Source organism: Vibrio sp. J502 (assembly GCF_025397955.1).
Lineage (GTDB): Bacteria > Pseudomonadota > Gammaproteobacteria > Enterobacterales > Vibrionaceae > Vibrio > Vibrio anguillarum.
On sequence record NZ_CP104554.1, the window covers coordinates 1,219,006 to 1,244,187 of the forward strand.

Annotated in this window: 30 protein-coding genes and 3 pseudogenes; 27 read left to right on the top strand and 6 right to left on the bottom strand. The window is 42.8% G+C overall.

The window, feature by feature from the left end; translation table 11 throughout:
- The first annotated feature begins 194 nt into the window (after positions 1–194).
- The 3 genes from N5E84_RS05715 to N5E84_RS05725 are packed head-to-tail and all read left to right on the top strand — an operon-like array spanning position 195 to position 2,450.
- The gene (locus tag N5E84_RS05715) at positions 195–986 is read left to right on the top strand and encodes a membrane protein (RefSeq protein WP_026028002.1); all 792 of its coding nucleotides are present in this window, start codon (positions 195–197) and stop codon (positions 984–986) included.
- A complete protein-coding gene (locus tag N5E84_RS05720; protein ID WP_069212176.1) occupies positions 979–1,785 on the top strand; it encodes a glucosaminidase domain-containing protein in 807 nt (268 codons plus the stop codon). The genes N5E84_RS05715 and N5E84_RS05720 overlap by 8 nt, the downstream gene beginning before the upstream one ends.
- Positions 1,786–1,787: 2 nt before the next feature.
- Entirely contained in the window at positions 1,788–2,450 is a 663-nt protein-coding gene (locus N5E84_RS05725) for a DUF2987 domain-containing protein (RefSeq protein ID WP_019282169.1), read from the top strand.
- Positions 2,451–2,516: 66 nt separating this feature from the next.
- On the opposite strand, the gene ttcA is transcribed toward N5E84_RS05725, so the two are convergent.
- Positions 2,517–3,449 carry a tRNA 2-thiocytidine(32) synthetase TtcA gene (gene ttcA / locus N5E84_RS05730; protein ID WP_013856889.1) on the bottom strand — a complete coding sequence of 311 codons (933 nt, stop codon included), beginning with the start codon at positions 3,447–3,449 and terminating at the stop codon, positions 2,517–2,519.
- Positions 3,450–3,566: 117 nt separating this feature from the next.
- Between ttcA and tnpA (N5E84_RS05735) the strand changes: the two genes are divergently transcribed.
- From tnpA (N5E84_RS05735) to N5E84_RS05790, 12 genes and pseudogenes are all read left to right on the top strand, one after another.
- Positions 3,567–3,887, top strand: coding sequence for an IS66 family insertion sequence element accessory protein TnpA (gene tnpA, locus N5E84_RS05735; protein ID WP_019283194.1), 321 nt, complete (start codon positions 3,567–3,569; stop codon positions 3,885–3,887).
- Positions 3,884–4,237, top strand: a complete 354-nt coding sequence (tnpB, locus tag N5E84_RS05740; RefSeq protein ID WP_019283195.1) for an IS66 family insertion sequence element accessory protein TnpB — start codon at positions 3,884–3,886, stop codon at positions 4,235–4,237. The genes tnpA (N5E84_RS05735) and tnpB (N5E84_RS05740) overlap by 4 nt, the downstream gene beginning before the upstream one ends.
- A 59-nt stretch (positions 4,238–4,296) precedes the next feature.
- Positions 4,297–5,829 carry an IS66-like element ISVa11 family transposase gene (locus N5E84_RS05745; RefSeq protein WP_069211897.1) on the top strand — a complete coding sequence of 511 codons (1,533 nt, stop codon included), beginning with the start codon at positions 4,297–4,299 and terminating at the stop codon, positions 5,827–5,829.
- Between the two features lie 35 nt (positions 5,830–5,864).
- A pseudogene (locus N5E84_RS05750) lies at positions 5,865–6,686 on the top strand (phage/plasmid replication protein, II/X family); the annotation flags it as partial.
- A 12-nt stretch (positions 6,687–6,698) separates the two neighbouring features.
- The gene (locus N5E84_RS05755; protein WP_019281835.1) at positions 6,699–6,974 is read left to right on the top strand and encodes a single-stranded DNA-binding protein; all 276 of its coding nucleotides are present in this window, start codon (positions 6,699–6,701) and stop codon (positions 6,972–6,974) included.
- Between the two features lie 2 nt (positions 6,975–6,976).
- Positions 6,977–7,207: a hypothetical protein gene (locus tag N5E84_RS05760; protein ID WP_175418706.1), complete on the top strand. Its 231-nt coding sequence runs from the start codon at positions 6,977–6,979 to the stop codon at positions 7,205–7,207.
- Positions 7,208–7,236: 29 nt separating this feature from the next.
- Positions 7,237–7,455 carry a hypothetical protein gene (locus N5E84_RS05765; RefSeq protein WP_017041960.1) on the top strand — a complete coding sequence of 73 codons (219 nt, stop codon included), beginning with the start codon at positions 7,237–7,239 and terminating at the stop codon, positions 7,453–7,455.
- A 134-nt stretch (positions 7,456–7,589) separates the two neighbouring features.
- Positions 7,590–8,942 carry a hypothetical protein gene (locus N5E84_RS05770; protein ID WP_069212260.1) on the top strand — a complete coding sequence of 451 codons (1,353 nt, stop codon included), beginning with the start codon at positions 7,590–7,592 and terminating at the stop codon, positions 8,940–8,942.
- Positions 8,942–9,286: a DUF2523 family protein gene (locus N5E84_RS05775; RefSeq protein ID WP_019281837.1), complete on the top strand. Its 345-nt coding sequence runs from the start codon at positions 8,942–8,944 to the stop codon at positions 9,284–9,286. The genes N5E84_RS05770 and N5E84_RS05775 overlap by 1 nt, the downstream gene beginning before the upstream one ends.
- 2 nt (positions 9,287–9,288) lie before the next feature.
- A pseudogene (locus N5E84_RS05780) lies at positions 9,289–9,597 on the top strand (zonular occludens toxin domain-containing protein); the annotation flags it as partial.
- Between the two features lie 79 nt (positions 9,598–9,676).
- On the top strand, positions 9,677–10,585 hold the full coding sequence (locus tag N5E84_RS05785; protein WP_019281855.1) for an IS5 family transposase: 909 nt from the start codon (positions 9,677–9,679) through the stop codon (positions 10,583–10,585).
- Positions 10,586–10,623: 38 nt separating this feature from the next.
- Positions 10,624–11,703: pseudogene (locus N5E84_RS05790) on the top strand (zonular occludens toxin domain-containing protein); the annotation flags it as partial.
- A 201-nt stretch (positions 11,704–11,904) separates the two neighbouring features.
- Here N5E84_RS05790 and N5E84_RS05795 read toward each other — a convergent pair.
- Positions 11,905–12,039 carry a hypothetical protein gene (locus N5E84_RS05795; RefSeq protein ID WP_261676527.1) on the bottom strand — a complete coding sequence of 45 codons (135 nt, stop codon included), beginning with the start codon at positions 12,037–12,039 and terminating at the stop codon, positions 11,905–11,907.
- Between the two features lie 331 nt (positions 12,040–12,370).
- On the opposite strand from N5E84_RS05795, the gene N5E84_RS05800 reads away from it, so the two are divergent.
- Entirely contained in the window at positions 12,371–12,613 is a 243-nt protein-coding gene (locus tag N5E84_RS05800) for a hypothetical protein (RefSeq protein ID WP_019282269.1), read from the top strand.
- A 148-nt stretch (positions 12,614–12,761) separates the two neighbouring features.
- Here the strand turns inward: N5E84_RS05800 and N5E84_RS05805 are convergent, their stop codons facing one another.
- Genes N5E84_RS05805 through tnpA (N5E84_RS05815) form a run of 3 tightly spaced genes read right to left on the bottom strand, consistent with a single transcriptional unit; the run spans position 12,762 to position 15,024 of the window.
- A complete protein-coding gene (locus N5E84_RS05805; RefSeq protein ID WP_095661379.1) occupies positions 12,762–14,294 on the bottom strand; it encodes an IS66-like element ISVa9 family transposase in 1,533 nt (510 codons plus the stop codon).
- Between the two features lie 59 nt (positions 14,295–14,353).
- On the bottom strand, positions 14,354–14,707 hold the full coding sequence (tnpB, locus tag N5E84_RS05810; protein ID WP_069212062.1) for an IS66 family insertion sequence element accessory protein TnpB: 354 nt from the start codon (positions 14,705–14,707) through the stop codon (positions 14,354–14,356).
- Positions 14,704–15,024, bottom strand: a complete 321-nt coding sequence (gene tnpA, locus N5E84_RS05815) for an IS66 family insertion sequence element accessory protein TnpA (RefSeq protein ID WP_081245520.1) — start codon at positions 15,022–15,024, stop codon at positions 14,704–14,706. Before tnpA (N5E84_RS05815) ends, tnpB (N5E84_RS05810) begins: the two co-directional genes overlap by 4 nt.
- Positions 15,025–15,209: 185 nt before the next feature.
- On the opposite strand from tnpA (N5E84_RS05815), the gene N5E84_RS05820 reads away from it, so the two are divergent.
- Entirely contained in the window at positions 15,210–15,362 is a 153-nt protein-coding gene (locus N5E84_RS05820) for a hypothetical protein (RefSeq protein ID WP_261676528.1), read from the top strand.
- Between the two features lie 232 nt (positions 15,363–15,594).
- Here the strand turns inward: N5E84_RS05820 and N5E84_RS05825 are convergent, their stop codons facing one another.
- On the bottom strand, positions 15,595–15,936 hold the full coding sequence (locus N5E84_RS05825; protein ID WP_019282271.1) for a hypothetical protein: 342 nt from the start codon (positions 15,934–15,936) through the stop codon (positions 15,595–15,597).
- A 258-nt stretch (positions 15,937–16,194) separates the two neighbouring features.
- Between N5E84_RS05825 and ccoN the strand changes: the two genes are divergently transcribed.
- The 10 genes from ccoN to uspE all read left to right on the top strand — a co-directional run bounded on the left by ccoN (position 16,195) and on the right by uspE (position 25,115).
- Positions 16,195–17,622 carry a cytochrome-c oxidase, cbb3-type subunit I gene (ccoN, locus tag N5E84_RS05830; protein WP_026027333.1) on the top strand — a complete coding sequence of 476 codons (1,428 nt, stop codon included), beginning with the start codon at positions 16,195–16,197 and terminating at the stop codon, positions 17,620–17,622.
- 12 nt (positions 17,623–17,634) lie between these two features.
- Positions 17,635–18,249 carry a cytochrome-c oxidase, cbb3-type subunit II gene (ccoO, locus tag N5E84_RS05835; RefSeq protein ID WP_013856896.1) on the top strand — a complete coding sequence of 205 codons (615 nt, stop codon included), beginning with the start codon at positions 17,635–17,637 and terminating at the stop codon, positions 18,247–18,249.
- 9 nt (positions 18,250–18,258) lie between these two features.
- Positions 18,259–18,435 (top strand): CcoQ/FixQ family Cbb3-type cytochrome c oxidase assembly chaperone, encoded by a 177-nt coding sequence (locus N5E84_RS05840; RefSeq protein WP_010320252.1) that lies wholly within the window; start codon positions 18,259–18,261, stop codon positions 18,433–18,435.
- Entirely contained in the window at positions 18,432–19,409 is a 978-nt protein-coding gene (gene ccoP, locus N5E84_RS05845; protein ID WP_013856895.1) for a cytochrome-c oxidase, cbb3-type subunit III, read from the top strand. Before N5E84_RS05840 ends, ccoP begins: the two co-directional genes overlap by 4 nt.
- An 86-nt stretch (positions 19,410–19,495) precedes the next feature.
- On the top strand, positions 19,496–19,975 hold the full coding sequence (locus N5E84_RS05850) for a FixH family protein (RefSeq protein ID WP_017042885.1): 480 nt from the start codon (positions 19,496–19,498) through the stop codon (positions 19,973–19,975).
- Between the two features lie 3 nt (positions 19,976–19,978).
- The gene (locus tag N5E84_RS05855) at positions 19,979–22,351 is read left to right on the top strand and encodes a heavy metal translocating P-type ATPase (protein WP_019282272.1); all 2,373 of its coding nucleotides are present in this window, start codon (positions 19,979–19,981) and stop codon (positions 22,349–22,351) included.
- Positions 22,352–22,522, top strand: coding sequence for a cbb3-type cytochrome oxidase assembly protein CcoS (ccoS, locus tag N5E84_RS05860; protein WP_013856892.1), 171 nt, complete (start codon positions 22,352–22,354; stop codon positions 22,520–22,522).
- On the top strand, positions 22,519–23,199 hold the full coding sequence (locus N5E84_RS05865) for a sulfite exporter TauE/SafE family protein (RefSeq protein WP_019282273.1): 681 nt from the start codon (positions 22,519–22,521) through the stop codon (positions 23,197–23,199). Before ccoS ends, N5E84_RS05865 begins: the two co-directional genes overlap by 4 nt.
- Before the next feature lie 88 nt (positions 23,200–23,287).
- On the top strand, positions 23,288–24,040 hold the full coding sequence (locus N5E84_RS05870; protein WP_010320258.1) for an FNR family transcription factor: 753 nt from the start codon (positions 23,288–23,290) through the stop codon (positions 24,038–24,040).
- Between the two features lie 127 nt (positions 24,041–24,167).
- Positions 24,168–25,115 carry a universal stress protein UspE gene (uspE, locus tag N5E84_RS05875; RefSeq protein ID WP_019282274.1) on the top strand — a complete coding sequence of 316 codons (948 nt, stop codon included), beginning with the start codon at positions 24,168–24,170 and terminating at the stop codon, positions 25,113–25,115.
- The last annotated feature ends 67 nt before the right edge of the window (positions 25,116–25,182 follow it).

The following is a 25,182-nucleotide window of genomic DNA, read 5'->3' on the forward strand; positions in this document are numbered from 1 at the left end:
GCAGTAAAGATTGATTACCATACAGAACTAACTAACTGTTCAATGCTTTCAAGTGGTTAATTATCAACCAAACACATAATAATGCAAGATCAGTTTAGGCTTCTGATTTTGGACTAGAGTGTATTGCAGTATAATGACAATAACTTTGTGACCCAAATACAGGCAACTTGCTTTTCCGTTGCCTAGGACATTTTATGAATAATGATATTGAAAAAGATTTCAATTTAGGCGGTAGTGTAGAGCATGCGCTCAAGGGAGATTACGAGCTAAAAGTCAACGCCGTGCTCAAAGAGGCATGGGATTGCACGATCAAGCAATTTATCTCCTTTTCTCCTTCCATCGTGATTCTTTTATTTGTGCAGCTTGCGATCTTCTATATTGCTTTAAAATTGCAACTGGGTGATCCATCACTAATCTTGGATGCGTTAGAAACACCAGAAGCTTTCACAGGCAATATTGTACAAGCTATTTTTGTGGCTAATTTTAGCTATGAGGTCGTTAGTGCACCTATTTATGCTGGCGTGAGCTTAATGGCGATGAGTCATGTCGCTGGGTTAAGAACACAGCCAAGACATATAGGTAAGGGATTACAGTTCACCATCCCAGTGATTTTAGCAACGCTATTCAGCTTATTACTGCAAGGTGTAGCAGGAATGATTTTCCCATTGCTATCAATGTATTTGAGTATTGCGTTTAGCCAATCCATCTTATTGATCTGCGAAAAACGGGTTCCACCTATGCAATCACTGCTATTATCATTACGCGCAGTAAATAAAAAAATCGTTCCTATTGCCGTGATTTATTCCGTGATCATGCTAATGTTCGTTGCCGCCGCGCTCTTTTATGGGATAGGTTTCATTTTTGTATTACCTTTCTTCTTCCATGCTAAAGGGATTATTTATCGTAATATGTTCGGCATCAAACTAAAGATCATAGCGACTAATCAATCCGACAATAATCCAAATTCTCAGGTGTTCAATGCGTAAAATAATCTTACTTACCGCCATCTTGCTCGTGGTTGTGAGTTGCAGCGTTTATTACGTCAAGCAAACCTCAACCGAGACGACTTATAAAAGCGACATTCCATCTTTACAAGGTGCTAGAGCTGTTGGAAAAGCGCCTGACTTCTCAGCCATCAATGATGTGAATGAGAAAAAGCATGCTTTTTTTTCTTTCTTAAAACCAGGTATCGCGTGGGAAAATAGACGTGTTTTGCAAGAGCGTGAGATATTAGAGAGGATTGCACAGCATCATTTAAGCAATCAGATAGCCAAAAGTGACTATAGTGAGGCGCAAAAACTCTCTAAGCGATATGAAGTACCGATTCCTGCAGAAGGCATCACTAGCGCATGGCTAGAAAACATGCTGCATCGAGTTGACGTTTTACCCGAAGCGTTAGTCTTGACCCAGGCAGCGAATGAATCGGCTTGGGGAACCTCTCGCTTTGCAACTGAAGGAAACAACTATTTCGGTCAATGGTGTTACAGTGTAGGGTGTGGGTTGGTACCTTTGCAACGAGTGGAAGGTATGACTCACGAAGTGGCGAGTTTTGGTTCTGTTCAAGAGTCAATCCACGGTTACTTCATGAATGTTAACCGCAACTCCGCTTATCATGATTTACGAGAGATTCGTTTTCGATTAAGAAAAAATAATGCCGATTTATTGAGTGCCGACAGTGCCATGGAGATGACCAATGGCTTACTGAAATACTCAGAGCGCGGAGAAGCTTATGTGCAAGATCTTCAATCTATGATGCGTCACAATCAGCCTTTCTGGACAGAATAATAATGAAAAAAAGAACACTTACCTTATTACTGACAACGCTATGCCTTGCTAACGCATTTCCCGTTAACGCTCAAGAGTATATGTTTACATACTCCAAGTTGTTTTCAGCAATGAAAAATAACGTGAAAGAAGAGTACCCCAATGTCAAAGTCGCTTATTATTTCCTTAATGCCAATACCAAGCAGCTCTGCCCAATAGAGAAGGCTTGGATGGAAAAAGAGAAGCACTATGAAGCGTTGAAAGTCAGTAGCAACCACGAGCTACTACTTCCTTTAGACGATCATTTACGGCAAGCGAATCCGTTAGTGTTTGTCGATACTCCTGAAGATATGCGTTGTGACTTTTCGACTGTTGTTATGGCAAAAGAGCAGTTCAAAGGGGAAATATCTTACCAACAGGTCGCCATCTTATTACCCCAGATGCAAAAATTACTGGAAGAGCTCGGCGGGATGTTTGCGAGTTGGTTCACACCCGATGTTTCTGGTGTCACACTCGAATTTGCCAATAATTTGAATTCGCTCATTCAGTTGAGTAACGGCGAAACCATTAACATAGAAGATGGCAAAGCCCAAGTGGAGCTCAGTCAGCTGGGTGAAGGTGGATCGATGCAGTTGCCACAAGAAACGGTTCGCGTGTTACCTTATCTTCCCAAAGCGAAACATTAGACATGTTGGGCTAATATCAATAGGGCTGCATTCGCAGCCCGTACTCGTTTTATCTTTGTAGGAATATCAAAGATTGGTGACATCCAACTTCAAACTAGGATCAAACTCCATCACGCTATCCTCATCTTCGAGCGCTAGGATTGGCATCTCTTCTTTATCAAAACCAATGTCGCCGCCATTAATAACGCCTGAATCACGGTTAATCGACTTAAAGTCAAACAACTTGAAATCAGCCAAATGGCTAGGCACTACATTTTGCATTGCACTAAACATGGTCTCGATGCGCCCAGGGAACTGTTTATCCCAGCCATTTAGCATTTGCTTAATGTTTTGACGTTGCATGTTTGGCTGAGAGCCACATAGATTACATGGAATAATCGGATACTCTCGCATGTTCGCATATTTGATAATGTCTTTTTCACGACAGTAGGCTAGAGGGCGAATTACCACATGTTCACCGTTATCAGACACAAGTTTAGGTGGCATTCCTTTGATCTTTCCACCATAAAACATGTTCAAAAATAGCGTTTCTAGAATGTCGTCACGGTGATGGCCTAACGCAATTTTCGTCGCACCGAGTTCTTTGGCTGTACGGTACAAAATACCGCGGCGTAAGCGTGAACAAAGTGAGCAGGTGGTTTTCCCTTCAGGGATCTTATCTTGAACAATAGAATACGTGTCTTCTTCGACAATTTTATATTCAACGCCTAGTTGCTCTAAGTACTGCGGCAGAATGTGTTCAGGAAATCCGGGCTGTTTTTGATCAAGATTCACGGCAATAAGCTCAAAGCTAACAGGGGCACTTTTCTGAAGGCTCATTAGAATATCCAGCATGGTAAAGCTATCTTTACCGCCAGAAAGACATACCATAATACGGTCGCCATCTTCAATCATATTAAAGTCAGCAATGGCTTGACCCGTATTACGACGGATACGCTTCTGAAGTTTATTGAAATTATATTGTTGAGCTTTGGTGCGCTCTTGAATTTGCTCAGTCATCAGTGTCTGGTCTTTAATCTTTAAAACAAAATAGAGTGTAAGCGCGTCATAAACCCCGCATTCTAATCACCTAGCCCGAATAATAAGATCAAACCTCCAACCCAAAGGAGATTTGAAATGGCCAAACGACGCACTAACCAAGAATGGCGAACCCTGTTCGAACACTATGAATCCAGCCAACTATCACAACGATTATTCTGTGAACGTAACGGACTGAGCCTCTCCACTTTTTACGCTAAGCGCCAACAGTTAAAGCACATCGAAAAACCGAACACGGTTGGCTTTGTTAAAGCAGAAGTCGTTGAAAAGACCACAAAGTATCAAGCCACTCACGTTGTCGTTGCCAATATGACGCTGCTCGTCAATGATGTTGAACTGAGCATCCCACAAGGCACGCCAGCGACCTATCTCGCAGAGCTTATCGGTGCGCTGTCATGAAACGTATGCTCAGTGCTCCCGAAATCTATCTCTATCGCGAAAGCGTCGATTTTAGAAAGTCCATCAACGGCCTCGCTGCGATTATCGAAAATGACACCGACTTGCCCTTGGGCAGCGGCGCACTGTTCCTGTTCACCAACAAACAGCGCGACAAAATCAAAGTGCTGTACTGGGATAAAACAGGCTTTGCTCTTTGGTACAAGCGCCTTGAAAAAGCCAAGTACAAGTGGCCATCAAAAGAGCAAAATGAGGTGTTTACCCTAACTCAATTCGAGCTTGACAGACTGCTTTCTGGCTTCACGATTATCGGCCATAAACCCGTTAGAATAAACGATTTTACAATGACTTAAGCGATAATATAGCCATATCCACCAAGCATTAACGGCATGATTTTAGTATAATCAATGCCATGAAAAAGACGCCAAATATCAACTCAGAAAGCCAAGATGTTGCCGAGCTACAAGCGATGGTGAAAGCGCTGTTGGCGTCAGAAACCCAATTGAAACAAGAGCGTCAATCGCTGCTTGAACAGCTCAAACTTGCCTTCGACCGTCAGTTCGCTAAACGCTCGGAGGCGTTAAAGCCTTACGATGAATCTCAAGGTGATCTCTTCAACGAAGCGGAGTGTGAGGCCGCTAAGGAAGAAGAGGTTGAAGTTGTCACAACGACCATCACAAAGAAGAAACGTGGTAAACGCAAACCACTGCCAAAGACCTTGCCTCGTGAAGTTATCGAACTCGATTTAAACGACGATGAAAAGCAGTGCACTTGCTGTCAACATAACCTGCATAAAATCGGTGAAGACCGTAGCGAGAAACTTGAGTTCACGCCAGCGGTACTAAAAGTGTTGGAATATGTTCGTCCTAAATATGCTTGCCGCCAATGCGAGCAAACAGAAGACAAAAACCACGTCGTTCAAAAGCCAGCGCCGCAAAGCATTATCCCGAAGAGCTTCGCCACAGAAAGCTTGTTGGCCAATATCATCCTCGGCAAATATCAATACGCGATGCCACTTTACCGCCAAGAATCCCTGTTTACCCAGTCGGGTATCGAACTCTCACGAACCACCATGGCAAGGTGGATTATCCAAGTCAGTGAGAAGTTCGCTCCACTTTACGCGGCCTTAAAAACGCACCTACTTGAGCAAGTGGTGATTCAGGCGGATGAAACGCCGCTCAATGTCCTCAAAGAAGATAAACAGTGTTATATGTGGCTTTACTGCTCGGGCGCAGACTCGCCTGAAGCCGCCCTCCCTAATGTGAGAAATATCGTCTTGTACGACTATCAAAACAGTCGAGCTAGGGCGTGCCCTGTTGCCTTCTTGGGGGATTACAGTGGTTATCTACAAACCGATGGCTATGGTGTTTATGATGGGCTTCATCTCGTCACCAATGTCGGTTGCTTGGCGCATGCTCGGCGCAAGTTCATGGAGGCGAAAAAGCTGCAAGGCAAAGGCAAGTCAGGCAAAGCGGATAGTGCATTGGCTAAAATCCAGAAACTCTATGGAATAGAATCACGCTTAAAAGGTGCCTGTGCCGAAAAACGGAAAGCAGAGCGCCAAGAGCATGCTAAGCCGATACTGGATGAGCTTTATGAATGGATGACAACTCAGAAAGTGCTTGAGTCTAGCCCGCTGGGTAAAGCGATAAAATACACGCTCGGTCAGTGGCCGAAGCTGAGCCGCTATATCGATGACGGTCACTTATCGATAGACAATAATCGTGCTGAACGCGCAATAAAACCGCTGGTTATAGGCAGAAAGAACTGGCTCTTCTCGACCAATCCCAATGGAGCTGAAGCGAGCGCGATGCTTTACAGTATCGTCGAGACAGCGAAAGCCAACGGCCTTATCCTTTACGACTACATGGTTAAGTGCATGAAAGAGCTAGCGAAATCTGAGCCTGATATCGATGCACTCCTGCCTTGGAACTTCCAACACTAACAATATCGCCCCGTGGGATCATGGGGCGGATACAGTGCAAGCAAGTTATCCAGTGTTTGAAAAACGTATCCAACAATCAAATGAGAAAAAGCGTAAGGAACGAGCACGAAACAACGTGTTATTTCACGCAAGGTTCTAGACATTGTGATCGTAAAGTCTATTTGAAATATCCCGAATTCAATTCTCAACTTTCTAACTTGCGCGCATCTCAAGCTAGGGGAACAACTCAATATGACCGAGTTATTGATGTTATGTCAGACCCGCGTTTGATTAATTTCGCTCGCAATCTTGCACGTTTTGAAGCTGGTGCTCATCGTCGTTATCTTGATGCAATGGGTATCCCTAAAAATTTATATCAAGCAATTAAATATCAGCACGATTACGAAAAAGACGGTAAATCACTAATTAAAGACATATGGCTAAAAGCATTTTCACCATTACTTCACGCTCTTGAGGGTCAAAGAATGAATATATTTAACGATGATGAAGTTCATAATAAACTCAAACAAATTTATTTTACAACGACTCCAAAGGGTAATATTACTTATTCTAGAGCTGATAGAGTATTTCGTTTTTATCGTTCTTTGATTTCTGATGGTTATGAATCCGTTAAACAATCCTATTCTGCAACTCGCAGTTTTTATAATCATCTTAATGAACTCTTAGCGGCTGGTTTTAGTAAAACACAAATTCAAAACTTACAAGGGCAGGGCAAAGATAATGTAATTCCTCTCTTGCAAGTAATTAACGTTGATTTTGATAATCAGCGTCCTGATTGGTATGTCGAGCCTCAAGTCGGCGAATTAAGTAGAAAGTATGGTTTTGATACTGCGAATGTAATTAGACTAATAGCGTAAGGATAAATAGACATGATTAAGAATGATTTAATTATTGAGATATTCAAAGAAAATGAATCTTTAGATATTCGTGAGGGTGAAAAAAATGGCAAGCCTTGGAAGCAAATTTCACAAATCGGTTATGCTCATTTGGGCGGTAAATTCCCACTTGAATGCAAGGTAAAAATTCAAGATGGTCAACCTGCTTATGTTGCAGGTAAATATCGTTTGTCTGTTAATTCTTTTACGGTCGGTCGCTATGGTGATATTGAAATTGGCCGTGAAATGATTCTTTTACCTTTGGATTAGTCATGTCTAACTGCGTAATACAATACAACGGCTATTTAATGCTTGCCCCAAGTGGGTTTGATTGTACTTACGTCATATTAACGCCTAGTGAGTTGGAACAATTACAAAGCAATTCACTGGGTTCGTTAACTATCGACTCTCAATTATATACGGACGTAACAGGTTATTTATTATTGTCCTTTGTGTCCGGTCATATTTTGGGTCGTATTTTAAAAGGCCTCGGTCGAGGTTAATCATTAACTTAGTAAAGAGAGTAAATACTATGAAATTTATCAACGTCATGAAAAAACACGCTGCAACTATCACAACTGGTGTTACTGCTGCGGTAGCTTCTGCAAGTTCATTCGCTGTTACTGTTCCAGAGTCTATCGAAGCGGCTGTTACTTCTGGCCAGTCAAACTACAGCCTTGTTGTTGTTGGCTTAATTACAATGGCTGCCGTTGGCTTTGGTCTGCGCATGATTGTAGGTGCAATGAAATAACATGTTAGAACTCGTTTCGGACGTCATCACTGTTCTTATTGCTTTGTCTACTGGTGGGGCGTTCGTTTACGGGGTCTACACTGGTATCAACGCCTCCTGATTGGGGGCGTTTTTTCTTACTTCTGGGGGGTTACATGCGTAGCGCAATCAATACCGCTCTTTTCATTCTCTTCTTACTGCTCGCGTTCCTGACCTCCTTTGCGTCTCATGCTGCCGTTTGCCCAATTGGAAATACTCCGTCTTTAAAATGGCCGCTTGGCACTGCTCGTATTGCTTCCGCTTGTGTTGATGGTTGTAGAGCTGAGGAGGGTATCGAGGGGCAAAATACTTGGACCTGTTCTGATGAACTTCAATATTGTACGGGCTATTTTGTGACAACTGGTGATACCTGTACTGGCTCTGATGATACTAATGGCACTTGTGACGCTAACGGTACTTGTACTGACAACGGCGGCTCTAATCCTGACCCTACAGACCCTCATTATAATGACGTTATACAGGCTCAACTTGAAGTCATGCCCGGTGTTATCTCCGGTCTTGATTCATCATCCGCACAATTAGCAAAGGCTTTACGAATTGGTGCTTATATGAATGCCGAGGTGGCTAAATCCACTCATATAATTTCACCTTTACTTGCTGACTTAATTGAAGTTAATCGTGGTCAATCAAATATACTTTCCAATATGGCTAATAATCCAACTCCTAATTATTCTGAATCTTTGGATTCTATTTTAACCACGCTTCATAGTATTAATAATTCTAGCAACTCTGGCTCTGGTGGTCTCCCCGAACAACAATTCAATAGTTTTATGGGTTCGATTAGTGGCTTGAATCGTTCTATTTATTCTGCTGCGGATGGCACTAACACCACTTTAAATGGAATAAAGGATGTTGTTCGCCCTCTGGATTGGAAATTAGACGAAACCAACAGGCAGTTATATGATGTTAATAACAATATAGGTTCGGGTGTTGGAGTTCTTCTTGAACATGGTTTAACTAATACGGCTAGCATTGTTGACGCTATTAAATCCAGTAGCGGTACTGGCGGCGGTGATAGCTCCTCCGTTGTCGAAGCTCTCAATGCTCAAACTGGTGAGATTAAAGGCAGTCTAGACGCTCTATCTGATGCACTTTCTACTGGCTCTTATGTTAGTCGTGAGTTCAAAGGAAAGGTCGATTTTGATACTGTTGGCCTTTATAAGCCTGATTTGCTTGATTCCGTTCTTGCTGATACTGAAGAGTTAAAACGGCAATATGAGCAACAAATTGATGAGTTTAAAAAGATATTTAGCTTTGATGTGTCGCAATTAAACGGCGGTCAATATAAAGAGCATTCACTAGATTTTGTATTACCCAATGGCAAACAATTAAATTTAAAGTCCGGCGTATTACCTGCTTTTATTGACCAAGCTAATTTAATTGCTGCTGTAATCTTGTTTATTGCATCAGTTATTGCAGTCAAAGCAATTTTAGGGAGTCGAAAATAATGGAGTCATTATTATTAATCGTTCAGTCAATCGGTGATTTCTTTCAGACTATCATTGATTTCTTTTTGAATATTCCAGATTATTTTGACCAATTGACCGTTTATATCAATGCTTCTTATGTTTATTTAAAGTTGAAATTTATGGTTTATTCTTTGTCCGTTTCATATAAAACAGCTTCATATCTATTAAATGAGATTGGATTCACTCAAATCATCATATTAACGTTTAATGCTTTGCCTGATGAATTACGCTTTTATGCGTTCTTATTTAAAATACCGCAAGCGATAAATATCATATTTACAGGCTTTACCACTGCGTTTGTTATTTCGGTATCGAGGTTTTAACGATGGCTATCACGATTAGAACGGGTGCTAATGGCTCTTATAAGTCCGCTTATGCTGCTTACTTTGTTATTTTTGAAGCACTAAAGGCGGGGCGCGTTGTTGTCACGAACATTGAAGGGATGCAACCACTTGATGCTATTCAGAAGCGTCTTGATATAGAGTTTCCGTCTACTACTCGCCTTATTCGTATCTTCTCAAGGGATGCGGAAGGGATTGAACTCTGGCAACACTTTTTCTGCTGGTGTCCGCTTGGGGCACTGATTGTTATTGATGAGTGTCAGGACATTTTCTCTAAAAACATTGGATTTAGGAGGCGTTGTTGCCTAAATCAGTTGAACCTTTTCCAAATCCTGTGATCTGATCCTTTGAGAGGATTGGAACGGTGGTGACATGGGTAAAGCGAAAAAGAAGATAACTAACTGGGCGGAGTACAATAAGGCTTTGTGCAAACGTGGTTTGGTTACATTCTGGATAGATGACTCAGCCATTGATGCATGGCAATGCAAAACCCACCATGGTAAGCGTGGTAGAGGATTCCAGTACTCTGATACAGCGATTGAAACTGCTTTGATGATTAAGGGCATCTTCTCTCTGCCATTGCGTGCACTTCAAGGCTTTATCGACTCGATTTTCGAGCTATTGGATGTTCCGCTGACATCTCCTGACTACACCTGTATCAGTAAACGTTCAAAGACAGTTCAAGTCAAATATCGCAATAAATCTAGAGGGGCTATTCGCCATATTGCCATTGACTCGACTGGCCTCAAAGTCTTTGGTGAGGGTGAATGGAAAGTGAAAAAGCATGGTGCAGAAAAGCGCAGAACATGGCGTAAGCTGCACTTAGCTGTTGATGTAGACACTCACGAAGCGATAAGTGCGGAAGTCAGCCTTGTCAATGTGGGCGATAGTGAAGTACTACCTACGTTGCTCAACCCGCTACGCAGAAAGGTCACAGCCGTATCTGCCGATGGAGCATATGACACCAAAAATTGCCATGATACTCTGAAAAAGAAGGGTTGTATCCCGCTGATACCGCCTCGAAAGAATGCAGCACTTTGGGAAGATGGCCATCCCAGAAACGGAGCAGTAACAGCTCTGAAAAATGGGTCAATACCGAAATGGAAAGCCGAGTCTGGTTATCACTATCGCTCAATATCTGAGACGGCAATGTCCCGATATAAAGGACTGACTAGCGGTACATTGAGTATGAGATGTTATAACGCTCAAGTGGGCGAAATCATGGCGAATGTCAAAGCCATAAACAAAGTCATAGGACTAGGAATGCCTGTCAGAAACTGACAGCTAGTCATATATGGCGTCGTTGATTTTCAAGCTGATTTGATCAACAACGCCGATTTAGGATGGATAAAGTATTTTATCGTCCTTTGTCTGAATTCTTGCCAAAACTTCCCAAGGATTACGAATCGTTTTTTTACTCTCGCTATACGCCTGCTGATATGACTAATTTAGACCCGTCTGAGACTGACGACCGAGGTCGAGCAGAATATGACGACCAAGGCCGCATAATCTACCCATTTTCTTTTAATGAGGGTTTCCAGCGTCATAGAAAATATAACTGGGATATTGAGTTGTTATCGCCTGATTGGGGTCAAATTGATTCAGCAATCCGCGCACCGGCTGAGCAATGTTTTTTCCATAAAGGCCGTGACCAATTCTTTTGGGCAAAGCGCAAGCCTTACATCTATAAGCACGCTAAAAACACATCAACGCCAGTGATACCAAAGGGCAAAGACCCTGATCTTACCAAGAAAAAAATTCCGCTTGATGCGTTCTTGCTTTACAAGTCAACAGCGACGGGTATTGCTCGTGCTTCTGGCGCTCTCAATGTGTTAGCGAAAAATCCAGCACTCATTGCGGTTTTTCTAATTATAATTTTAGGCATAGGATACTTAACGTATGGTTTATCCCGTCTGGTTTTTGGTTCTTCTTCGGAGATTCAGGACACGCAAGCGAACTCGACTCAATCTAGCGTTTCTCAATCGCCCAGTGTCAGCAATAAAGCGGATTCTTCGTCTAATTCTTCTGTATCTGATGGTGGGAATAGCAATACGGCTGCTGGTCGTACCGATAGTCCATCTGGTTCTGGGCGTTTAGATGGTCTTCGCTCGATGCTCGGCCTATATGATATTCAAAACTTGTACTACACGGGCCATACCACAAAAAAAGGGCCAAATGGTTTCAAGTTCTTTATTACGCTCGAGGCCAAAACACCCGAGGGAACGTATTATTTTGATGATACGTTTCTCGCGGCCAACGATATCAAATATGCTCACTATGATGATTGCTTGCTCAAGCTGACAAAAGACAACATGAATCTAAACGTATTTTGCAAACCGCGCGCACTGGATGCGCCAGTTCCTGAGCGAGCAGAGGTCAAGCTCAATTCTATTTTTTAAAGTGCGTATTATGGTTGTGAATTATGTTGAGGGTTTGCCTTTGGCCTGAGAGCCGTCAAGGGTGGGCGAAAGACTTGGCAATATCCGGTCAGTGCAACGCTGGCCGTGATGACTAGGATAGAGAATCGCTTTACCATCGAAGCCCGTAATATAATTTGCATAATGCGCACTCATTTGCGCTCATAAGCGCCCTCACAGCACTTAACGCGAGATATGAACAAGCCCCGCAGGGATAAGCAAAGCACGCAGTGCAAGCGCAGCACCAAGCCGCACGACTTGGTTTTTTATTTCCTCGCATCCCATCGGCGCGGTTAGCATTCCCCAGCACTTGACCATAAAAAACATCCTCATCCTACCAAGCCGCTTTTGAGCTTTGCGAGTGTCGAGCATAGCTCTCTAAACGGTCGATAATTCGCCCAATGCCGACGGACGCACGACGACGAAGACTGAGGAGGAGGAGGAAGGAGAAAGCAGGGCGAGTACACTATCTTTAATAGAATAGTGTACTCTTGTGCCAATATGGTATTTCTCTTTTAAATTTCCTTTTTTATCAATCTCTTAATGATTCGCAAAATCTTCAAAATTTATATTTGTGATAACAGTTGCGTTAACAATATCCGCGTGATAAATTGCTTGTGTTAACAAATGGTATCACAAAGGGGGCTTTATGCCGAAAAAAAACGAGGATAGCACTGATAATCCATGGGCTTTTTCATCTCGAGTTTCTAAAATATCTGAGCTTAAGAGTAAGAACTATCCAAGTACGTTGGATGATAGATTGGTTGTAAGGTCTAATAGTGAGTTAAAGGAGGCTTTTGAAGAACTTTGTAAGGTTTCTGGTCATAAGCCATCAAGCGCTATTCGCTTAATGATGCTTAAGAGCATCAGAGATTGGAATTTGACCGTTTAACTTTTAGTTGTCTAGGTGTGCTGTAACACACCTAGACATATGAAAAACCCAAGTCTTTAATTAATTAGGAATATTCATATGGAAAGTATCGTAAATACAGAAACACATGGCAACTCATTGTATGCGCCCCATGATCCCACGGGGCGTTTTAATTTGAATGTGAGAAGTTCCAGGGAAGCAGTGAGTTGATATCAGGCTCAGACTTTGCCAGCTCTTTCATACATTTGACCATGTAATCGTAGAGTATCAGTCCGTTCGCTTTCGCCGTCTCGATGATGCTATACAGCAAAGCACTCGCATCAGCACCAAGCGGATTCGTCGAGAATAACCAATTTTTTCTGCCAATGACCAGCGATTTGATTGCGCGTTCCGCTCGGTTGTTGTCGATAGATAAATGCCCATCTTCAACATAGCGTATCAGCTTAGGCCACTGACCCAAGGTGTACTTGATGGCTTTACCAAGAGGACTCGATTCGATGACTTTCTGCGTGGTTAACCAGTCATAGAAGTCATCCAACATCGGTTTAGCCTGCGCTTGTCTTTCTGCCCAACGCTCTTCGACCGAAGCCAGTTTTAATCGAGATTCAAGTGCGTACAACTTTTGGATTTTGGCTAACGCCACATCCGCTTTACCTGTTTTACCTTTGCCCTGAAGCTTCTTCGCTTCCATGAACTTACGACGTGCATGAGCGAAGCAACCGACATTGGTGACGTTGGTTAATCCATCATAAGCCGCGTAACCATCACTTTGCAGATAGCCTGAGTAATCACCCAAGAAGTTCACGGGGCACACTCTCGCGCGACTGTTTTGATAGTCGAACAAGACGATATTTTTCATGTCAGGGAGTTTAGCTTCAGGGGAGTCGGCTCCCGAGCAGTACAACCACATATAACATTGCTTGTCTTCCTTGAGCACATTGAGCGGCGTTTCATCGGCCTGAACCACCACTTGTTCGAGTAAGTGAGTCTTCAGTGCCTGATAAAGCGGTTTGAACTTTTCACTAACCTGGATTACCCACCTGGCCATGGTCGTTCTCGATAACTCGATACCTGATTGGGTGAACAAGGTTTCCTGACGATACAGCGGAAGCGCATACTGATATTTGCCTAAAATAATGTTGGCAAGCAGACTTTCGGTAGCGAAGCTTTTGGGGATGATACTTATCGGTGCGGGTTGTTGGTGAATGTGGCTTTTTTCAGCCTCTTGTTCACACTGACGACAGGCGTATTTCGGGCGAACATATTCCAACACTTTTAGGACGGCGGGCGTGAACTCAAGCTTTTCACTGCGGTCTTCGCCGATTTTATGCAAAATGTGTTGGCAGCATGAGCACTGTTTGTCGTGCTCATCTAGGTCAAGCTCGATAATTTCACGTGGCAAGTCTTTAGGAAGCGGTTGACGTTTACCACGACGTTTGATTGTCGTCGTGGTGATAACCTCATCTTCCGATTTCGCCGCTTCACATTCCGCCTCATTAAAGAGGTCACCCTGTGCTTCGTTATACGGCTTTAACGCTTCCGAGCGTTTGGCGAATTGACGGTCAAGGGCCAGTTTAAACTGCTCAATTAAGGATTGGCGCTCTTGTTGCCACTCTTTTTTCTCCGACATCAACGCTTTCACCATAGCTTGAAGCTCGGCGATGTCTTGGCTTTCTGGGTTAATATCGGGCGTCTTTTTCATGGCATTGATTATACTAAAAACACCACGTCAAGGCTTGGTATAACTCACTTTTATCGGGTTCAACTCATTGTAAAGTTGTCTATTTTTATCGGTTTATGGCCGATTATCGTGAAGCCAGATAACAGTCTGTCTAGGTCAAATTGAGTCAGGGTGTAGACCTGCTTTTTCTCTTGAGTGGGCCATTTGAATTTGGCTTTTTCGAGCCGTTTGTACCACAGAGCGAAGCCCGTTTTATCCCAGTACAAGACTTTGACTTTATCGCGTTGTTTATTGGTAAACAGGAACAGCGCACCGCTTCCGAGCGGTAAATCGGTTTCAGATTCAATAATCGCCGCCAGACCATTAATGGACTTTCTAAAATCCACGAACTCCCGATACAGGTAAACATTAGGGGCACTCAGCATTCTCTTCATGACAGTGCTCCGATTAACTCTGCCAGATACGAGGCAGGTGTTCCCTGGGGGATGCTGAGTTCAACGTCATTAATCAATAGTGTCATGTTGGCAATCGGTGTTTGAGTCATCTGGTAGCGTGTCGTTTTTTCAACGACTTCAGCTTTAACGAATCCACTGCTCTTAGGTTGCTCTATGAACTTTAGTTGCTGTCGCTTGGCATGGAAGGTTGAAAGGCTCAGCCCATTTTGTTCACAGAACACGCGTTGAGACAGATGACTGGATTCGTATTGATCGAATAGGGTATGCCATTCTTGATGAGAGAGTCTTTTTGCCATTTCAAATCTCCTTGAGGTTGGAGATTTGATCTTATGGCGTGCCGAGATTGATTAGAATGTGGGGTTTATGACGCGCTTACAACTCATTTACTTCACTAGCTGAGTCTAATCATGAGAAAATATCATGCGAAATTTTGCTTCATCAAGCCTCGATACAATATCTGCACAAGCTAAGTAGGGATCTCATGGAACTTAATTCTTTTCTTGATGCTGGCGTTAATCTTTCTGATTCTGTTATAACTCAACTTAAGGACCATAGAATGGGTTTAATTGAAAAGCTGGAGTTCTCCTTGTCGTCATTGCCTTATGTTGCTCAGACGCTCTCTGTGGAGCTTTAAACCATGCTTAAGTGCGCATTATGTATATTATGTTAAATTATAAATGATCATATTTTAATGTACGAATATTTCCTTCCTCTTTTTCTATCTATCCTCATGACATTAAACATAATCAGCATTTACCATAAAATACCTAATAACTAGTCTGATAATCGAAGATTTCATTCTAGTTATTATTTATGCTGATCAATCCAAGAACCAGATTGGGTTCATGTTTTATTTTTGTAAGAGTTTATATCGAGGATCTTTTTCCAATTATCTTGAAAGTTATAGGTTTATTGGGTGAATTTGGTTGGATTATCCAGTGGTCGGAATGTTGAATAAGTGTTCCATTTGTATGTATTTCTAGTTCAGGAATTCGTGGCCCAATTATGTATTGATTTGGGTTTTTATCATCTTTAATCACTATAATTTCCTGTTCATTTACAAATACAGAACAATTTGGCGTTGGAGTGCAGCTCGTCATGTCGACGTTTTGATAAGAAAAAGTCCTCCAGAAAAAAGCGACCAAAAGAATGAGTAATGCGATTAGTATTTGAGCAAACCTGTGTTTTGTAAGCTTTTCTGAAGCCATGATGCTTCCTTCCTCGTGTAACAAACTTCAAAGTTTTGAAATAAAAGGCCAAATCCTGAACAACTGTAAGGTTACTACTCTGTCATTGAATTGTTAATTGCAGTATAGTTGACGGTTGAAAATGCCACTTTTTTTTAAAGTCAGCAATAGATAGTAACGTTATGATAAAGCAGTATTTCTATTGTGGATTTGGGGGGCATTACGACATGTGTCGTGTTGGAAGTAAAGTGTAGTTAATTAGAAATTGGAAGCATGCAAATGAGCCAAGAAAAGCAGCTTGAACAAAACTACAACTATACAGTTGTTCGGCAATTTACCTTAGTGACTATTCTCTGGGGTATTGTTGGTATGGCTGTAGGTGTTTTGATTGCCGCTCAATTAGTTTGGCCACAGCTAAACTTTGATACGCCGTGGTTGACGTACAGTCGCTTACGTCCTCTGCATACTAATGCGGTTATTTTTGCGTTTGGTACAAGTGCCCTCTTTGCAACATCTTATTATGTTGTTCAGCGTACTTGTCAAACTCGTCTATTTGGTGGTCCTCTTGTGCCCTTCACTTTTTGGGGATGGCAAGCCATTATTTTATCTGCAGCAATAACTTTACCTTTGGGTTATACCTCCGGTAAAGAATACGCGGAATTAGAATGGCCAATTGATATCGCCATTGCTCTTGTATGGGTATCTTATGCGATAGTGTTTTTTGGAACACTCGTCAAACGTAAGACGGCACATATCTATGTGGCAAACTGGTTCTTCGGAGCTTTTATCCTTACTGTTGCTGTATTACATATTGTAAATAGCATGGCAATCCCTGTTTCTATGGGTAAATCGTATTCAGTTTACGCTGGGGCGGTGGATGCTATGGTTCAGTGGTGGTACGGTCATAATGCGGTGGGTTTCCTGCTTACTGCCGGCTTCCTTGGTATGATGTATTACTTTGTACCAAAACAAGCTGAACGCCCTGTTTATTCATACCGTTTATCGATTGTTCACTTTTGGGCTTTGATCTCTCTTTACATTTGGGCAGGTCCGCACCATTTACACTACACTGCTCTGCCTGACTGGACTCAGTCACTTGGCATGGTGATGTCGTTAGTGTTGTTTGCTCCTTCATGGGGCGGGATGATCAACGGGATCATGACGTTATCTGGTGCTTGGCATAAACTGCGCTATGACCCAATCTTACGATTCCTCATCGTTTCATTGTCATTCTACGGAATGTCTACGTTTGAAGGACCAATGATGTCGATTAAGACAGTTAACGCACTGTCACACTACACCGACTGGACCATTGGTCACGTGCATTCTGGAGCTCTAGGCTGGGTGGCAATGGTGTCGATTGGTTCGGTATACCATTTAATTCCTCGCCTATTTAACCAAGAGCGTATGTACTCTGTTGGTCTGATCAATGCTCACTTCTGGTTAGCGACTATTGGTACGGTGCTCTACATCGTTGCGATGTGGATTTCAGGTGTTATGCAGGGCTTGATGTGGCGTGCTGTTAACTCTGACGGTACGTTAACGTACAGTTTTGTTGAGTCTGTCCAAGCCTCTTACCCATTCTATACCGTTCGATTCATTGGTGGATTTATCTTCTTAGCAGGTATGTTCCTGATGGCTTACAACACGTATAAAACGGTTTTTGCACCAGATAATAGCTTAAAAGCTATTCCTCAACCGGCATAAGGAGATGAAAGAATGAGTTCTAATAATCGCCATGAAATCATCGAACGTAATGTCGGTTTACTGGCTATTTTCATTATTTTTGCCATCAGTTGGGGAGCCTTGGTTGAAATCACGCCATTGATTTTCCAAAAGCAAACTACTGAGCCTGTTGAAAATCTTAAGCCCTACACTGCGCTGCAACTTGAAGGCCGTGATATCTATATTCGCGAAGGTTGTAACGTTTGCCATAGCCAAATGATTCGCCCATTCCGTTCCGAAACGGAGCGTTATGGTCATTATTCGGTGGCTGGTGAAAGTGTTTGGGAGCATCCATTTGTGTGGGGTTCGAAGCGGACTGGGCCTGATTTGGCTCGTGTTGGTGGTCGTTATTCTGATGAATGGCATCGAGTTCACTTGACTAATCCTCGCGAACTGGTTCCTGAATCAAACATGCCCGGTTTTCCTTGGCTAGCAAAAAATGTGTTGGACGGCAAGCTTACGCAAAGCAAACTTGAATTATTCCGTAATCAGTTTGGTGTGCCGTATACCGATGAACAAATCGCGAATGCAGCAAAAGATGTCGAAGGGAAATCAGAAATGGATGCAATCATTTCTTATCTTCAATCTCTTGGTCACGCAATGAAGTAAGGGGTAGTTATGGATATCGGTACTATTCACAGTATTTGGACCATAGTGCTGTTCGTCTGTTTTATAGGCGTAGTGTGGTGGGCCTATGGCAAAAACCGTAAAGCTCGTTTCGATGAAGCGGCTAACCTCATTTTTGCCGATGAACAGCCCAAATCCTCTAAGGAACAAGGAGTGACTAAACAATGACGACATTTTGGAGTCTATGGGTCATCATCATTACGGTGGGAACTTTGCTGGGCTGTGCGATTCTGCTCGTTTGGTGTTTAAAAGACAAAATGGGAGTGGAAGAAGGCTCGGATATGGGCCATGAATACGATGGTATTCGTGAGCTCAACAACCCTCTGCCTAAATGGTGGACCTATCTTTTTATTAGTACGTTTATTTTTGCCGCTATCTATCTGACCCTCTATCCTGGGTTAGGTAGTTTTAAAGGTGTACTTGGTTGGCAAAGTTCAGATCAAACCATTCGCTCTCTTGATGAGTCCAAAGCCTCGATTGCAAATGCGCAAAACAATAAAGTGTTAGTACAGTATGCAAAAGAGTTAGATGACGCAAACACCTACTTTGGTGAAGCATTTAAACGCTTAGCTTATACTGGCGGCGGTTCGGATTTACGCCCTATTCCTGAAATTGCAGCAGATTCTGATGCATTGAAGGTTGGTCAGCGTTTATTCTTACAAAACTGCTCTCAGTGTCATGGTTCTGACGCTCGTGGTCAAAAAGGCTTTCCGAATCTAACCGATAATGCTTGGTTATATGGTGGTGAACCAGAAGCGATTGTGACCACTATCCGACATGGTCGTATTGGACAAATGCCAGCTTGGAAAGATGTCCTCGGTGAGCAAGGTGTGAAGGAAGTGGTGAGTTATACCCTAAGCCTTTCTGGGCGTTCTGTGAACGTTCGAGAAGCGGAAGCAGGTAAAGCTCGCTTCGTCGTTTGCGCCGCTTGTCATGGTACGGATGGTAAAGGTAACCCTGCGTTTGGAGCACCTGATCTTACTGATAACGATTGGTTATTTGGTGACTCAAGAGCCGATGTTACTCAAACGGTCATGCATGGCCGATCAGGTGTTATGCCTGCTTGGAATGACATTCTCGGTGAAGATAAAGTTCAACTGGTTGCTGCTTACGTGTGGAGTTTAAGCAATACAGAGAACTAATTGCACAACAAAGGCAGCTCTTTATTAGGGCTGTCTTTCTTCTCTTTTTAATAAGCCTTCTTTATTTTGTTGTTGAGAACTTTTTTATGGTAACTCCTTGGTATAAACAATTCTGGCCGTGGTTTCTGATCATCTTACCGTTAACTGTGGTGATATGGACGATTGCAACGGTTATCGTCTTTTCTCAGAATTCAGTGTCATTGGTGACAGAGGATTACTACAAAAAAGGCAAAGGCATTAATATTGACCTATCAAAAATTAACGAAGCGAAAGCATTAAAGCTCAGCTCGGAAGTCTACTCTGAGGGTAATGATATTATCTTCAAATTTAATAAAGGTGAGCTTGAACACTACCCCGCGATTAAAATGATGTTTGCTCATCGGACACTGCCAGACCGTGATTTCACACAACTTGTCGCATCGGATGCACAAGGTATATATCGCATTACCCTGCCTGCCCCGTTACAAGGCCCTTGGTTCATCGAACTCACTCCTCACAATGAGGAGTGGTTAATCCAAGGTCGAGTAACGTTTCCAATGCCAACTTCTACTCAATTAATGAATTAAACTATGTGCAAAGCGTGTTACCACTGTGGTGAAGATGTACCAGCCAACACGGATTATAAAGTTGATATTCTAGGTGAAAGCAGAGATATGTGTTGTCCCGGTTGTGAAACCGTGGCTAAAACCATTGTAGAGAGTGGCCTAGTATCTTATTACCAATACCGAACGACCACTGCAGATAAAGTGGAGCTTGTGCCAGAGCAGCTCAAAGCACTCATTCATTATGATAATGACGATGTACAAGCAGAGTTCGTTCGTAACGACAACGAAACGTCCGAAGTAACGTTATCGTTAGAAGGTGTTTCCTGTGCGGCTTGTGCTTGGTTAATTGAAAAACAACTCTCTCATAAAAATGGGGTAATTTCGATAAGGGTCAATACCACTACCAACCGTGCTTTACTCAGTTGGGATAAGACACAAACACGACTCAGTGAATTACTCTCCACTATTCATAAATTAGGTTATAAGGCTGCCCCTTTTGAAGCAGACGCACATGAGGCAGCCTACCATCAATCAATGAAGCAATATCTTTATCGCTTGGGTATTGCAGGTCTAGCCACCATGCAAGTGATGATGCTTGCTGTGGCGCTCTATCTTGAGGTCTTCGGTGATCTTGATTCTGAGTTTCGCAATTATTTTCGTTGGGTTAGCTTGATCTTTGCAACCCCCGTACTTTTATACTCTGCCCTTCCCTTTTACCTCAATGCTTGGCGAAGCATTAGAGGCAGAACATTAGGTATGGATGTCCCTGTTTCTATTGCTCTTATTTTTGCGTACGTTGCTAGTCTGATAGCGACAGTGACTGAACAAGGCGAAGTCTTTTTTGAATCCATTTCAATGTTTACCTTTTTCTTACTGGTTGGACGATTTTTAGAGATGCGAGCGCGTAGAAAAGCCGCGGCGGCTAGCGGAAATTTACTGAAATTGATCCCTGCGGTTGCAACCACGTTGGATGGCCGTCAAGTGCCTGTAAAAACGCTGGCTCTTGGTGATAGAATTCGCGTGTTGCCTGGAGAACACGTCCCTGCTGATGGTCGAGTGTTGAATGGGCGTATTCATATTAATGAATCAATGTTGACCGGTGAATCAGTACCAGTTGTCAAAACAGTCGGTGATGCTGTTTTTGCTGGTACATTAAATGGCGATGAGTCTTTCGAGTTGGAAGTCACTGCATCTAAAGCGGATTCCGTTATTTCCAATATTGTTAGACTGCAAGATGAAGCTCAAATGTCTAAGCCTAAGATTGCAGAAATTGCTGATATTGTCGCGAGATATTTTGTGGCTGTAATTTTGATTATTGCAGCAGCCACTTGGTTTTATTGGCACCAGACAAAACCTGAAGATGCATTTTGGATCATGTTAGCGGTCTTGGTGGCAACCTGCCCGTGCGCGCTTTCTCTTGCCACCCCCACAGCCATCACTTGCGCTACATCACGAATGGGTGACTTTGGTATTTTATTGAGAAAAAACCATGTCTTTGAAACACTTTGCAAAGTTAACCATTTGATTATTGATAAAACGGGAACGTTGACCCGTGGTGATATCGAAATTAGTGACGTTGAGTTGCATGGTGATATAGACGAAAACCATTGTTTGGCGCTAGCCGCTGCTTTGGAGCATCATGCCAATCACCCCATTGCCAGAGCGTTTGCGCAATATCGTAATGACGAGTTTCGTGTTGAGCATGTGCAGAATATGATTGGGTCTGGTATTCAAGGTAAATATTTAGGCGGCGATGTTCGTATCGGCAGCGCCGAATTTGTTTTGAACGACATCAGTGACGATCGAGCAAATCGTATTTATCTGTCGCTCAACGGGCAACACATTGCGACCTTCACGTACCGCGATCCTATCCGTAGTGAAGCGAAACAATTTATCGATCGTTTTCATCAGGAAGGAATTAAGATCACGCTATTAACGGGGGATTCTCAAGTTAATGCCCAAAGTGTGGCCGCTGAAATGGATATCGATATTGTCGTATCGAATGCCAAACCAGAAGATAAACTGAGTTACTTAAAGTCGTTACCAGATGATGATATCACCATGATGATTGGCGATGGCATTAATGATGCGCCAACGCTTGCTGGTGCGCACTTATCAGTCGCTATGGGTGGTGGAACCGATGTCGCAAAAGCATCCGCTGATATGGTTTTACTTGGTGATAAACTCGACAGATTATTGGAAGCCAGAAGCTTAGCGTTAAAAGCTCGCAAAATCATTCGGGAAAATTTAGCGTGGTCACTTGGATACAATATTATTGTTTTGCCACTCGCCGTTGCGGGGCTGGTTGCTCCTTACATTGCCGTTGTGGGCATGTCGGCGAGTTCGATTATTGTGGTATCTAATTCTCTTCGACTACTCAAAAAGAGGGATAAGTAGATGGAAAGTCTTTATATATTGATCCCCATAGCGATCGTTTTGGTTACGATCGCCGTCATCATCTTTTTATGGGCAGTAAAGAGCGAACAGTTTGAAGATTTAGAACGCCAAGGACACAATATTTTGTTTGATGAAGATGAACTTACCTCATCAAAAGAAGAGAAAAAATGACCGCAGATTGGATTGGTACTTTCTTTATCGGTTTACTTGGAGCTGGCCACTGTATGGGAATGTGTGGCGGAATTGCTTCTCTTTTGACCTTAGGTGAAAAACGCAGTGATCGACTCCCAATACTGCTTGTTTTTTACAACCTTGGGCGTATTGCCAGCTATATGCTGTTTGGCGGTTTATTAGGAGGCCTCGCCGCCTCGCTATCCGAATTCTCTACACTTAATCATGCGTTGATTTGGTTGAGGCTCATTGCGGCAGGCCTAATGATTGTACTTGGATTATATGTTGGGCGTTGGTGGTTTGGTCTGTTGAAGCTGGAGAAGGTTGGGCAAAAAATCTGGAGTTTTATTTCGCCTTTTGGGCAATCATTGCTCCCGCTTAGGAAAACGTGGTTCGCTCTCCCTTTTGGGTTTATCTGGGGATGGTTACCTTGTGGGCTAGTTTACTCGGTACTGACTTGGTCTGTGGTGTCCGGTAGTGCACTGTCTGGCGCTCTGGTTATGGCCTCTTTTGGTTTGGGAACCTTACCTGCGATGCTTCTTGTTGGTTACGGAGCGACCCGTTTGAAGAACATTCAACAATCATTCATATTTCGTCATTTTGCTGCGATTTTTATCATACTCTATGGTCTATACACGGGTTATGGAGCAGTGAGTATTTTATCATCTACGTGGTAGCTGTCTGATTTATGGCATCTTTTTTCGCTATCCTTTAGGGGTAATGGGTGCTAAAATATTGATGTACATCAAAAAGTGAAAGGTTGTTATGATTTCTGATAAGCCAGCGGCAAAGCGCATTCAATCTGGTGGTTGTGCAATTCACTGTCAAGATTGCAGCATTAGCCAGCTTTGTATTCCTTTTACACTCAATGAATCTGAACTTGATCAACTTGATCAAATTATTGAGCGTAAAAAACCTATCCAAAAGGGCCAAGAGCTATTTAAAGCTGGTGACGACCTTAAGTCTCTCTACGCTATTCGCTCAGGTACAATTAAAAGTTATACCATTACTGAGCAAGGTGATGAACAAATCACTGCGTTTCATTTAGCGGGTGATTTAGTTGGTTTTGACGCGATCACTGATGATTCTCATCCTAGCTTTGCTCAGGCTCTAGAAACATCAATGGTATGTGAAATACCCTACGAAATTCTTGATGATCTTTCGGGTAAAATGCCTAAGTTACGTCAGCAAATTATGCGCTTGATGAGTAATGAAATTAAGGGCGACCAAGAGATGATTCTTCTGCTATCTAAAAAGAATGCAGAAGAAAGATTAGCGGCTTTTCTTTATAACTTGTCGACTCGTTTCTCTCAGCGCGGCTTTAGCCCTAGAGAGTTTCGTCTGACAATGACTCGTGGTGATATCGGTAACTACCTTGGTCTCACTGTTGAAACGATCAGTCGTCTACTCGGCCGTTTTCAGAAATCTGAAATCCTTAGCGTTAAAGGCAAATACATCACAATCCTTGACCATGACCAACTGATGGAACTGGCAGGCGTATCTAAAGAAACTAAGTAACTTCAATGAGGTAGCTCTTAAATGAGCTACGTCATACTTCTGTTAAAAACTCTCTTTTTTTCTAAAATTCTCGCTGGTTATGAGCTAAAGTAACTCTAACGCCCTCCTCCATAATTAAGGAGTCGATATGAGTATTTATAGCAAGATTCTGGTGGTTGCTGACATCAACCACGATGAACAACCCGCCCTTGCCAGAGCCATACAGTTAGCGCAGCAAAGCACGTCTTCTAGCCACATTACATTTTTTCTATCTATTTATGATTTCTCTTATGACATGACGTCGATGCTCTCTGTTGATGAACGTGATGCTATGCGACGTGGTGTTATCCATCAGCGCGAGCAATGGATGAGGAAAGTAGCTGAACCGTATATTGATAGTTCGATCCAATTTGAAGTAAAAGTGGTGTGGCATAACCGCCCTTATGAAGCGATTATTGCTGAGATATTTTACGGAGAACATGACATTCTGATCAAAGGGACGCGCAAGCATGATGTCCTGGAATCCGTTATTTTTACACCGACAGATTGGCACTTATTGCGTAAATGCCCAACTCCAGTGCTATTGGTTAAAAATTCAGATTGGCCACAGAATGCGAATATAATCGCTTCGGTACATGTGGGATCAGAAAATCCGGCTCATGTTGATTTAAATGATTGCATGGTTGAACAACTAAAAAGCCTCACCACTCGTTTAGGTGCGACGCCTTATCTGGTGAATTCATACCCTATTACGCCAGCGAATATTACCATTGAGCTGCCCGAGTTTGATCCAATGACCTACACTGATGCTGTTCGTGGTCACCATTTGATGGCAATGAAAGCATTGCGACAAAAGCATGGTATAGATGAATCTCAAACACTTGTAGAACAAGGCTTGCCTGAAGACGTCATTCCTCAAGCAGCTGAAAAGCTCAATGCGGCGATGGTTATTCTTGGTACGACGGGGCGTACAGGGTTATCGGCAGTATTTATTGGCAATACGGCAGAACAAGTCATTGATAAAATTAACTGTGATGTTTTAGCATTAAAGCCGCATGGCTACGTGAGCCCTTTAGATCCTAAAACCTCTATTTAAAATGGCCCGATCTATCATCGATCCCCCTTGTCATAGACGAGGGGGATTTTTTATCTTCCTTACTTGT

What these genes read in the sequence shown, in the direction of transcription:
- N5E84_RS05715 (WP_026028002.1), top strand. Translation starts at nt 195, where the DNA reads ATGAATAATGATATTGAAAAAGATTTCAATTTAGGCGGTAGTGTAGAG.
- N5E84_RS05720 (WP_069212176.1), top strand. Translation starts at nt 979, where the DNA reads ATGCGTAAAATAATCTTACTTACCGCCATCTTGCTCGTGGTTGTGAGT.
- N5E84_RS05725 (WP_019282169.1), top strand. Translation starts at nt 1,788, where the DNA reads ATGAAAAAAAGAACACTTACCTTATTACTGACAACGCTATGCCTTGCT.
- ttcA (WP_013856889.1), bottom strand. Translation starts at nt 3,449, where the DNA reads ATGACTGAGCAAATTCAAGAGCGCACCAAAGCTCAACAATATAATTTC.
- tnpA (WP_019283194.1), top strand. Translation starts at nt 3,567, where the DNA reads ATGGCCAAACGACGCACTAACCAAGAATGGCGAACCCTGTTCGAACAC.
- tnpB (WP_019283195.1), top strand. Translation starts at nt 3,884, where the DNA reads ATGAAACGTATGCTCAGTGCTCCCGAAATCTATCTCTATCGCGAAAGC.
- N5E84_RS05745 (WP_069211897.1), top strand. Translation starts at nt 4,297, where the DNA reads ATGAAAAAGACGCCAAATATCAACTCAGAAAGCCAAGATGTTGCCGAG.
- N5E84_RS05755 (WP_019281835.1), top strand. Translation starts at nt 6,699, where the DNA reads ATGATTAAGAATGATTTAATTATTGAGATATTCAAAGAAAATGAATCT.
- N5E84_RS05760 (WP_175418706.1), top strand. Translation starts at nt 6,977, where the DNA reads ATGTCTAACTGCGTAATACAATACAACGGCTATTTAATGCTTGCCCCA.
- N5E84_RS05765 (WP_017041960.1), top strand. Translation starts at nt 7,237, where the DNA reads ATGAAATTTATCAACGTCATGAAAAAACACGCTGCAACTATCACAACT.
- N5E84_RS05770 (WP_069212260.1), top strand. Translation starts at nt 7,590, where the DNA reads ATGCGTAGCGCAATCAATACCGCTCTTTTCATTCTCTTCTTACTGCTC.
- N5E84_RS05775 (WP_019281837.1), top strand. Translation starts at nt 8,942, where the DNA reads ATGGAGTCATTATTATTAATCGTTCAGTCAATCGGTGATTTCTTTCAG.
- N5E84_RS05785 (WP_019281855.1), top strand. Translation starts at nt 9,677, where the DNA reads ATGGGTAAAGCGAAAAAGAAGATAACTAACTGGGCGGAGTACAATAAG.
- N5E84_RS05795 (WP_261676527.1), bottom strand. Translation starts at nt 12,039, where the DNA reads ATGGTCAAGTGCTGGGGAATGCTAACCGCGCCGATGGGATGCGAGGAA.
- N5E84_RS05800 (WP_019282269.1), top strand. Translation starts at nt 12,371, where the DNA reads ATGCCGAAAAAAAACGAGGATAGCACTGATAATCCATGGGCTTTTTCA.
- N5E84_RS05805 (WP_095661379.1), bottom strand. Translation starts at nt 14,294, where the DNA reads ATGAAAAAGACGCCCGATATTAACCCAGAAAGCCAAGACATCGCCGAG.
- tnpB (WP_069212062.1), bottom strand. Translation starts at nt 14,707, where the DNA reads ATGAAGAGAATGCTGAGTGCCCCTAATGTTTACCTGTATCGGGAGTTC.
- tnpA (WP_081245520.1), bottom strand. Translation starts at nt 15,024, where the DNA reads ATGGCAAAAAGACTCTCTCATCAAGAATGGCATACCCTATTCGATCAA.
- N5E84_RS05820 (WP_261676528.1), top strand. Translation starts at nt 15,210, where the DNA reads ATGGAACTTAATTCTTTTCTTGATGCTGGCGTTAATCTTTCTGATTCT.
- N5E84_RS05825 (WP_019282271.1), bottom strand. Translation starts at nt 15,936, where the DNA reads ATGGCTTCAGAAAAGCTTACAAAACACAGGTTTGCTCAAATACTAATC.
- ccoN (WP_026027333.1), top strand. Translation starts at nt 16,195, where the DNA reads ATGAGCCAAGAAAAGCAGCTTGAACAAAACTACAACTATACAGTTGTT.
- ccoO (WP_013856896.1), top strand. Translation starts at nt 17,635, where the DNA reads ATGAGTTCTAATAATCGCCATGAAATCATCGAACGTAATGTCGGTTTA.
- N5E84_RS05840 (WP_010320252.1), top strand. Translation starts at nt 18,259, where the DNA reads ATGGATATCGGTACTATTCACAGTATTTGGACCATAGTGCTGTTCGTC.
- ccoP (WP_013856895.1), top strand. Translation starts at nt 18,432, where the DNA reads ATGACGACATTTTGGAGTCTATGGGTCATCATCATTACGGTGGGAACT.
- N5E84_RS05850 (WP_017042885.1), top strand. Translation starts at nt 19,496, where the DNA reads ATGGTAACTCCTTGGTATAAACAATTCTGGCCGTGGTTTCTGATCATC.
- N5E84_RS05855 (WP_019282272.1), top strand. Translation starts at nt 19,979, where the DNA reads ATGTGCAAAGCGTGTTACCACTGTGGTGAAGATGTACCAGCCAACACG.
- ccoS (WP_013856892.1), top strand. Translation starts at nt 22,352, where the DNA reads ATGGAAAGTCTTTATATATTGATCCCCATAGCGATCGTTTTGGTTACG.
- N5E84_RS05865 (WP_019282273.1), top strand. Translation starts at nt 22,519, where the DNA reads ATGACCGCAGATTGGATTGGTACTTTCTTTATCGGTTTACTTGGAGCT.
- N5E84_RS05870 (WP_010320258.1), top strand. Translation starts at nt 23,288, where the DNA reads ATGATTTCTGATAAGCCAGCGGCAAAGCGCATTCAATCTGGTGGTTGT.
- uspE (WP_019282274.1), top strand. Translation starts at nt 24,168, where the DNA reads ATGAGTATTTATAGCAAGATTCTGGTGGTTGCTGACATCAACCACGAT.